Below are 8,457 nucleotides of genomic sequence, written 5' to 3'. Positions count from 1 at the left end.
CCGGAAGCTTCCGGAGCGGCCCGCATCGCCGTTGGGAGGGACGGTCAGGAGGTGAATCGCTTGAGCTGCTTGTTGCTGCCGTTGAAGACGTCCTGCCCACCGGGGAACGCGCCCTTGTCGCTGCTCTGCCAGATCGTCTGGTAGCCCCAGCCGGCCGGCAGCGGGCCGATATCGGGGGCGTAGCGGGCGATCCACAACGGATTGTTCGGCGCGAAGTCCGGATTAGACGCCGTGCAGCGGTTCCACCAGTTGGTGGTGGTGTAGATGACCGGGAAGCGCCCGGTCCGGGCGTGGTAGGTGTTGCTGAAGTCGGCGATCCACCGCGACATCGCGGCTGGGTCCAGGCCGTAGCAAGCCTCCCCGTAGGGGTTGTACTCGATGTCCAGCGCCCCCGGCAGGGTGCGCCCATCGCGCCTCCAGGCCCCGCCGCTGTCGACGAAGAAGTTGGCTTGGTCCGCTCCGTTGGAGCGGTCCGGCAGGCCGAAGTGGTAGGAGCCGCGGATCATGCCGACGGCGTGCGAGCCGTCGTACTGCTGCCCGAAGCGGTCGTTTTGGAACCCGTTGCCCTCGGTGGCCTTGATGTAGGCGAACCGTGCGCCGTCGGCCCAGGCCTTCGGCCAGTCGACATCGCCCTGATGACCGCTGACGTCCATTCCGGACACCGCGCCTGCGGGGTGGTAGCGCGGCTGCGCGTCGCGCGAGCCTTCGACGCTGTAGCCCGCCCAAGCGCCGTTGGGGTCGTTGGGGTTTAGTCGCGGGGTCATGGGCGCAGGGGCGGCGTGGGCAACGCCACCGGCAAGGCCCGCCGCGGCTATCACAGCCGCGAGCAGCGTGGAAGTCCTACGTGGACGGCGGGAACTGCTGCGGCCCAGACGTTGCCGGGGACTGCTGTCGACCGGACCGCCGAATCTGCGAAGCACTGCACACGCCTCCTCACCAACGCAGGCAGCGTCGTCGAGTGGAACCGGCCGTTCGGTGTCGGACCGGGTGGTGCTTTGGATCTTGCGCGTTGGGAGGATAACCCGGCATGTGGGAGCGCGCCGGGTTTCGACGCGCCGTTTCGCCGGATTTGCCCCGAGTAAACACTCGGTCGTCCACTGTGGTGCCACGGCATCGAGCCCAGCGTTCGACCTGGAGTGACCTACGTCTCCCGATTGGAGAATCGGCGGCCGGTCAGGTAGGTCTCGTGCATGGCACAGCGAACGGGCGGTCCAGGAGCGGGGCGGTACAAGGATCGGCGGCCGGGCGATCGCAGGCGTGACGACCGACCACGCGGCGACCGTGGAGACGAGCAGGCGCTGCGGCAGGAACTGCGCGCCATGCACGGTGCCAGCTACGGCCGCTACAAGTCGCTGAGCGGTCGCTGGTCATTCGGTGGGTTCACGTTGGAGGTCCAGCGGGTGCAGCCGGACCCGTACGCGCCGGCCAGCCGCTGCGAGGTCCGGGTGGATCCGGCGGTCGCGGGCTTCCCGGCGGAGTTGTGGTCCACGTCGGTGCGGGCGCGGGCGCTGGCCGGCTACTTGGTGCGAGCGGCGTACCGCAGGCTCCGCGACAGCCGGTTGCGGGTGGACGCCGGTCGGCAGCAGGTGCTGGACCGCAGTGCCTGCCAGATCGCGGGCGGGTCAGTGGTGCTCCGGCTGGGCATCGACCTGCCGGGGCGGGGCCGAACGATCGATGGCAGACAGGCGGAGCAGGCGTTGTGCGACGAATTGCCCGACGTGGTGGAGGCGGCGCTTCGCTGGGCGAGCGCCGAGCAGCACCTGCTGCGGGAGTTCGTGGATTCCATTGAGGACACCGACGCGCTGCGCCGGATGCTGCCGCGGCTGGGCCTGGTGGCTTTCGTCGCCGACGGCTCGATGCTGCCCCGGCGCAGCGGCGTCGACGAGCGGCCGCTGTCCGGCGGGGTGCCGTTCGCCTCCCCGGAGTCGATGCGGGTCGAGGTGGAGCTGCCCAACCGCGGCCGGGTGCGCGGCATGGGGGTGCCCGAGGGAATCACGCTGATCGTCGGGGGCGGTTTCCACGGGAAGTCCACGCTGCTGCGGGCGCTGGAGCTCGGCGTCTACGACCACATACCGGGCGACGGCCGGGAACTGGTGGTATGCCGCGAGGACACCGTCAAGGTGCGCGCGGAGGACGGGCGGCGAGTGCACCGCGTGGATGTCAGCCCGTTCGTCAGCCACCTGCCCACCGGCACCGACACCGCCGACTTCTCTACCGACAACGCCTCCGGCTCCACCTCCCAGGCCGCGGCGATCGTGGAGGCGGTGGAGGCCGGGGCGAAGGTGCTGCTGGTCGACGAGGACACTGCGGCGACGAACTTGATGATCCGCGACGCCCGGATGCAGGCCCTGGTGGCCAAGGAGTCCGAGCCGCTGACGCCGTTCGTGGACCTGATCCGGCCGCTGCGGGCCGCGCACGGGGTGTCGACGGTGCTGGTGATGGGTGGCTCCGGGGACTACATGGACGTCGCCGACCAGGTGCTGATGCTGGACGCCTACCACGCTCGCGACGTCACCGTACGCGCCAAGCAGCTGGCCGCGGCACCCACCGGTCGCCACTCCGAGGCCCAGGCCTTCCCGCAGGTTCGGCACCGCGTGGTGGATCCACACTCGATCGTCAGCGACCGATCGAAGATCCGCGCCCGGGGAGTGGACGCGCTGACCCTGGGGGAGTCCACTGTGGAACTGCGCGGGGTGGAGCAGGTGGTCGACCCCGCGCAGGTCACCGGGATCGGGCTGGCGCTGGTCAGCTGCGCGCGGCGCGGGGTGCTGGACGGCACCCGCACCATCGCGGAGGTGCTGGACGCCTTCGCCGCGGACGTCGCCAAGCGCGGTGTCACGGCCGTCGATGAGCACTACGTGGGGGACTTCGCCGTGCCGCGGCGCTTCGAGTTGGCGGCCGCGCTGAACCGGCTCCGGGTGCTGCGGGTCGCCGGTTTCCGCACCTGAGGAGGTTTGCCCATCGGCTGCGGGCGGGCATCATCGAGGCGAGTGGTTTCCCCGATGTGCTGTCGTGCGCACGCGCGGCGGGCGGGAGGCGAGTGATGCCTCGCATGAGTTTCCCGGAACGGACCACCACCGGTTACGCCAACCGCCGGCACGCTGGCCGGGTTCTGGCCCAGCGGATGACCGGACTTGAGCTGGTCGACCCCGTGGTGCTCGGATTGGCCAGGGGAGGGGTGCCGGTGGCCGCCGAGGTGGCCCGGATGTTTAAGGCGCCGTTGCGGGTCTGCGTCGCGCGCAAGATCGGCGCGCCGAGTCAGCCGGAGCTGGCCGTGGGCGCGGTGACCGCGGACGGGCCGGCGAGCTATGACCCGCAGCTGGTGCGCTCGTTCCACCTCGACGAGCGGACCCTGCGGGCGGCCTGCGAGCGGGAACGGGCTGAGGCGCGGCGCCGGGAGCGGTTGTTCCAGCGCGGCGAGCCGCTGCCGATGGCCGGACGTGACGTGGTGCTGGTCGACGACGGGCTGGCCACCGGGGCGACAGCCCGCGCGGCGGTGCGGATGCTGCGTGAGTCGTCACCGCGGAGCGTGGTGCTGGCCGTCCCGGTGGGCTCGCCGGACGCTGTCACCGCGTTGCGAGCGGAGGCGGATGTGGTGGTGTGCGTGCTACAACCGGTCGGTTTCGCGGCGGTAGGGCAGTGGTACCGCAACTTCAGCGCCACCACCGACGAGGAGATCTACGAGATTCTGCATGACTTCGACTGATTGTGCGGATCTTGCCGATCTAGAGTTCTCGACCTTCAAGGGTACATCCAGCGCCCACATTTTTTTGGTAGTAACTGTTATTTCAGTGTCGAATGAATTTAATGCTCTACACGACCACAGCCCGCTCAAAATCCGCTCTGGGAGGCTGGTATTCCTCGGGAAGTACCCGGCAGGTGCCTCGAACTTCCAGGCACAGGGTGATCACGATCCTGTCGGAGAACATCCACGACAACCGGTTCCTGCGGCTGGTGGGCAACATGCTCAAGCCCGGATACCTGGAGGACTGGACATGGGGTGCCAGTCCGGGGCTCCCCAGGGCGGGGTAGCCTCGCCGATCCTGCCCTCGACCTACCTGCACAAACTGGACCAGTTCGTCGACACAGCTCTATACCGGAGTACACCCGAGGCATCCGCAGGGCGCGTAACCCTGCCTACCTGGGCCTGCAAAACCAGCTGGCCAAAGCCCGTCGACGTGGTAACCGCCCATTGGCGCGGGCACTGCGACGGAGGATGGTCAGCCTGCCCAGCGCCGACCCGGATGATCCGGGATTCCGGCGGTTGCTGTATTGCAGGTATGCAGATGACCATCCCGACAGGTAGAACGGGGCTCCGTCCTTCCCGAGGAGCGCCGGTGCGGATCGTTTACTCTCGCTCGCCTACCGCGACCCAGTCACTGCTCCGGCAGCGGCACATCCTCACCGAGGCCGGGCTTTTGATCCGGACCGACGGAGTCGCCGAGGGGTTCCACCCGGCCGAGGGGGTGCTGCTGTTCGAGGACTCGGCGACCACCTCCAAGATCCCCGCACTGCAGCGGCCCGCATTCGCCAGGGTCGCCTCCCCCGCGCACCCCGGCGACATCCTCACCGAACTCTCCCAAGGATAAACCGCTGGTAACCGACGCCCGCACAGGCGCGGCCCGGTTCCTCGGCTACGAGATCACCGTCCAGCACAACACACGAAGAAGACCGGCCCGGTACCGGGTACCGGCCGGTGATGATGCCTGGCGTCCGCATCGGGCACGGGCGATTATGGCTTCGGGTTGGTGGTGGTCGACGACGTGCCGGATTACGGCATCGTCGGTGGCAACCCGGCCAGGCTCATCCGCCGCCGGTACGACGACGCTGATGGGTCGAGCGTTTATTGGCGCTGGCCTGTGGCATTGGCCGCTGGAGCACATCACGGTCCACGACCGGACGATCATGTCCTGCAGCATCGACGCCGTGGCGGCGATTGCCCCGGAAGCCAGGTAGGCCCCGTTGGCCGAGTGGAAATTCGCGGGTGCTCGGCAGCATTTGTTTTGGTAGTTCTTGCGATTTCAGTGTTGATCAAAACTATTCCTACGTACCAACCCTCACCAATGCCCGCCACAACGCGATAACCTCGCGGCACCCACTCCTGCGCTGGGGAGAACCGGGGGGACTTGGACCACCGGTCGGGGGTCTTCTGGCGCGTCGGGGTGGAGATGGGTGTCCGTCTCCGGTTGATTGGTTCGTTATGACTGCCGCTGGACCTTCCGACAACACACCGCCGCAGGCGGGTAGGCACACGCCACCTCGGCGGTCGGGTACGAGACGGAGCGCCGATTCTGGCGAGTCGGGTTACTCGGCCGAGGTCTCGTGGCAGGTGGGAGAGGCGGCTTCGGCGCTGGGTGATCGCCTGCGCGACCCGGCGGTGGCGCATACCGTCGAGGAGATCGAGCAGGTCATGCGCGGGTTCTCGCTCACGGTGGAGGGCATGTCCGCCGGTTGCGCCGGGGTGACGGAGTGGCTGCGGGCGGCGGGGCACGTCGGCCCGCTGTCCGGGCATGCCAGTGTGATGGCGGAGCGGCTGTCGCACATCGGCAAGGAGTTGGCCCGGTTGGCTGAGGCGATTGAGAAGGCGCAGAAGCGCGCGAGCTGAAGTCGAGTTTCCGGTCAGACCTTTGAAGTTGGTTATGCTAACAACATAGATTGACTGGGGCGGCGGCTGCCCGCGTTCCAGCAGATGAACGTGGTGGCGCGCGCGGGCGTGGACGGTTGGCGCGGGCCATGGTGCTCATGATCGCCTTTGGTGCGGTGCTGCAGGCGCTCGACGCGTGGCTCGTCTCCGGGCTGTACCTGGCGACCGCGGTGGGCTCGCCGACCGCGGGGCGACTGGCGGATCTGTTCGGGCCGCGCCGGGTGTTGCTGGCCTCGGTGGCCGCGCCGTTCGCGCCGACCTCGGGCTGGATGAAGCTGCGTTGCCAGGCGAGAATCGTTGCGGGTTGGACGGGGAAGATGTCGTGCCAGCGGCCGGGGAGTAGCGAGGACAGGCCGGCGAACCAGAAACGGTCCGTTGGCTTGTACCGGACTTGACCGGTGATGTGGCGGCGGAGGATTGGCTGCGCGAACGCGGCCTACTACTCGCGGCCTGCCGGCAAGCCGAGGTCGACGCCTGGTGCGCCGGCGCTTACACCGCCCGGCGGCTCGCCCAAGCCCTCCTGCGCTGGGCGAACGCGAAACAAGCTGCTGGCCCGCGTGACGCTCCCGCACAAGGACACCCGCAACCCGGCCTATCCGGATCGGCGAACCACCCACGCCGGTCCCGGAGCCCTTCGCCGGGCTGCTACAACAGCACATTCAGCAGCGGCTCAACCTCACCACCGCCACCAACTCCGAGGCACACTGTCTGTTCCCCGGCCGACGCGGCGGCCAACCCATGACCACCGACACGGTCGAACGCCGCCTCCGCCGACACGGCATTCGCACGCTCACGGGCCACACGGCGGCGCTCCGGCAACTCGTCCTCCAAGCACCCGCGCCGGTGGTCGCCAGGATGCTCGGCTACACCCTCGACCACGCTGCCCGGCTCGCCACCGAGGCCAGTGGTGCCTGGGCCCGCTACGCCCCGATGACCACTCCAGGGCTGTCAGGTTTTCGGTGTAACTGTTGATTTCGGTTTTATCGGCGTCCGGCGGACAGGCGTCCGTCGAAGGTGCTCTCGAAGGCGTTGAGGGCCTTCTTCCAGCGGCTGGACCAGCGCTTGCGGCCCGTCCCGGTGGGATCAAGACCCATGATTGCGAGGTAGACGCACTTCAAGGCAGCCTGCTCGCTGGGGAAGTGGCCGCGAGCGTTCACCGCGCGGCGGATGCGCGCGTTGATGCTCTCGATGGCGTTGGTCGTGCAGATGATCGTGCGGATCTCGGTGTCGAACTGCAAAACGGCACGAACTCCGCCCACGCGTTGGTCCACAGCCGCACGATCGCCGGGTACCGGGCCTCCCACTTCTCGGCCCAGGACTCCCGAAGCTACGGCCAGGTGCCAACTGGGGCGTTGTAGCTGGTCATCGCCTATGGGTTTCGGCGGCCGCAAGCGAGGGCTACGCACGGGGTGAGTATCATCTGGTGAGCCGTGAGGACTGGCCCGACGTACTCCCGGCGGTGGTGCTGGGCGCGAACCGCCGGGCACCGCGCATCAACGATGACCCGTTGATGGCTAACCTTCGCGATGCCGGTCGCCCTGCCGCGGCGGGCATCACGATTTCCCTTTTTGCGTGGGGGAAAGTCAGCCTCTGATATGTCTGTTGTGGACATAGAGTGTCTATTCTTGGTGATCATGGACGTGCGATTACCACACGTCAGGGTATTGGTCACCTGATCGTGTCGCGGGGACGGGCGCTAGCGTCCGCGCCCGTGAAGCGGGACTGGGAGACCGAAGAGCTGATCGCGCAGTGGACGCTGGTCGAGGATGACTGGCGGCTGCTGGGCACCAAGACGGGTGCGACGCGGCTGGGATTCGCGCTGATCCTGAAATACTTCGAGATCGAGGGCGAGTTCCCGCGCTACGGCGAGCAGGTCCCGCCGGCCGCGGTGGAGTTCGTGGCCGAACTGGTGAAGGTCGATCCGACCGAGTTCGCGAAGTACTCCTTCGACAACCGCACGGCCAAGCGTCACCGCACGCAGGTCCGGGAGGCGTTGGGCTTCCGGCCGGCGACCGAGGACGACGAAGGTCGGTGGACCGACTGGCTGGCGTCCGAGCAATGCCCGGTGGAACAAGACCGAGGCCGGTTGGGGGCGGCGTTGCGGCACCGGTGCCGCAGTGAGGGGGTGGAGCCGCCGAGTGAGGGGCAGATCGAGCGCGTGATCGGCTCGGCGCTGCGTCGGCACGAGACGGCGTTCGCCCAGCAGATCGTGGGCAGGCTCGGCTCCGAGGTGTGTGCCGCGTTGCAGGATCTGCTGGAGTCCGAGGGTGCGCTGGCCGAGGTGAAGGCCGATCCGGGCTCACTGGGGCTGGATACGCTGCTGTCGGAGATCGCGAAGCTGACCACGGTGCGGGCGTTGAAGCTGCCCCAGGATGTGTTCGCTGACATCTCTGCCCGCCTGGTGGCGGCGTGGCGGTCGCGGGCGGCGCGGATGTTCCCCTCGGATTTCGCCGCCTGCGACGCGCCAGTGCGCTACACGCTGCTGGCGGCGTTGTGCTGGATACGGCAGGCCGAGATCACCGACGAACTGGTCGGGTTGCTGGTCGACCTCGTGCAGAAGATCAACGCCCGCGCCGAAACAAGGGTGGAGAAGGAACTGCTCGGTGACCTGGTGTCGGTGCCGGGTAAGAAGGGCATCTTCCTCAAGGTGGTCACCGCGGCGCTGGACCACCCGGACGAGGTGGTGCGCAAGGTGGTGTGGACGGCGGTGCCCGGCGGGGAGAAGACCCTGCGCAAATTGGTCAAAGATCTGATGGCGGGCAGCCGGGAGGTGCGGGAACGGGTCCGCTACCAGTTGCGCGGCTCCTACAGCC

General features: G+C 68.2%; 10 protein-coding genes and 1 pseudogene. 9 read left to right on the top strand and 2 right to left on the bottom strand.

The genetic code is table 11. The features are described from left to right. Positions 1–44: 44 nt before the first annotated feature. Complete coding sequence (locus ACWDKQ_RS33945) at positions 45–764, bottom strand: lysozyme (RefSeq protein ID WP_450142858.1); 720 nt, start codon at positions 762–764, stop codon at positions 45–47. Between the two features lie 426 nt (positions 765–1,190). Between ACWDKQ_RS33945 and ACWDKQ_RS33940 the strand changes: the two genes are divergently transcribed. The 7 genes from ACWDKQ_RS33940 (at position 1,191) to ACWDKQ_RS33910 (ending at position 6,616) form a co-directional block, all read left to right on the top strand. After that, positions 1,191–2,948, top strand: coding sequence for an ABC-ATPase domain-containing protein (locus ACWDKQ_RS33940; protein WP_450142857.1), 1,758 nt, complete (start codon positions 1,191–1,193; stop codon positions 2,946–2,948). Between the two features lie 104 nt (positions 2,949–3,052). Further along, positions 3,053–3,706 carry a phosphoribosyltransferase gene (locus ACWDKQ_RS33935; RefSeq protein ID WP_450142856.1) on the top strand — a complete coding sequence of 218 codons (654 nt, stop codon included), beginning with the start codon at positions 3,053–3,055 and terminating at the stop codon, positions 3,704–3,706. A 197-nt stretch (positions 3,707–3,903) separates the two neighbouring features. Next, the gene (locus tag ACWDKQ_RS33930) at positions 3,904–4,032 is read left to right on the top strand and encodes a hypothetical protein (protein WP_450142855.1); all 129 of its coding nucleotides are present in this window, start codon (positions 3,904–3,906) and stop codon (positions 4,030–4,032) included. A 305-nt stretch (positions 4,033–4,337) separates the two neighbouring features. After that, positions 4,338–4,589, top strand: a complete 252-nt coding sequence (locus ACWDKQ_RS33925; protein WP_450142854.1) for a hypothetical protein — start codon at positions 4,338–4,340, stop codon at positions 4,587–4,589. A 740-nt stretch (positions 4,590–5,329) separates the two neighbouring features. Continuing rightward, positions 5,330–5,605, top strand: a complete 276-nt coding sequence (locus ACWDKQ_RS33920) for a hypothetical protein (RefSeq protein ID WP_450142853.1) — start codon at positions 5,330–5,332, stop codon at positions 5,603–5,605. Positions 5,606–5,733: 128 nt separating this feature from the next. Further along, positions 5,734–6,039: a hypothetical protein gene (locus ACWDKQ_RS33915; RefSeq protein WP_450142852.1), complete on the top strand. Its 306-nt coding sequence runs from the start codon at positions 5,734–5,736 to the stop codon at positions 6,037–6,039. A 343-nt stretch (positions 6,040–6,382) separates the two neighbouring features. Continuing rightward, complete coding sequence (locus tag ACWDKQ_RS33910; RefSeq protein ID WP_450142851.1) at positions 6,383–6,616, top strand: hypothetical protein; 234 nt, start codon at positions 6,383–6,385, stop codon at positions 6,614–6,616. An 8-nt stretch (positions 6,617–6,624) separates the two neighbouring features. Here the strand turns inward: ACWDKQ_RS33910 and ACWDKQ_RS33905 are convergent. Beyond that, a pseudogene (locus tag ACWDKQ_RS33905) lies at positions 6,625–6,953 on the bottom strand (transposase); the annotation flags it as partial. A gap of 114 nt (positions 6,954–7,067) precedes the next feature. On the opposite strand from ACWDKQ_RS33905, the gene ACWDKQ_RS33900 reads away from it, so the two are divergent. Continuing rightward, entirely contained in the window at positions 7,068–7,238 is a 171-nt protein-coding gene (locus ACWDKQ_RS33900; RefSeq protein WP_450142850.1) for a hypothetical protein, read from the top strand. A 117-nt stretch (positions 7,239–7,355) separates the two neighbouring features. After that, positions 7,356–8,457 (top strand): DUF4158 domain-containing protein (locus tag ACWDKQ_RS33895; RefSeq protein ID WP_450142849.1); only part of this gene is annotated, 1,102 nt, incomplete at its 3' end.

Source organism: Saccharopolyspora sp. NPDC000995 (assembly GCF_053599315.1).
This window is presented reverse-complemented; position numbering and strand designations above follow the sequence as displayed.

What these genes read in the sequence shown, in the direction of transcription:
- ACWDKQ_RS33945 (WP_450142858.1), bottom strand. Translation starts at nt 764, where the DNA reads ATGACCCCGCGACTAAACCCCAACGACCCCAACGGCGCTTGGGCGGGC.
- ACWDKQ_RS33940 (WP_450142857.1), top strand. Translation starts at nt 1,191, where the DNA reads ATGGCACAGCGAACGGGCGGTCCAGGAGCGGGGCGGTACAAGGATCGG.
- ACWDKQ_RS33935 (WP_450142856.1), top strand. Translation starts at nt 3,053, where the DNA reads ATGAGTTTCCCGGAACGGACCACCACCGGTTACGCCAACCGCCGGCAC.
- ACWDKQ_RS33915 (WP_450142852.1), top strand. Translation starts at nt 5,734, where the DNA reads ATGGTGCTCATGATCGCCTTTGGTGCGGTGCTGCAGGCGCTCGACGCG.
- ACWDKQ_RS33910 (WP_450142851.1), top strand. Translation starts at nt 6,383, where the DNA reads ATGACCACCGACACGGTCGAACGCCGCCTCCGCCGACACGGCATTCGC.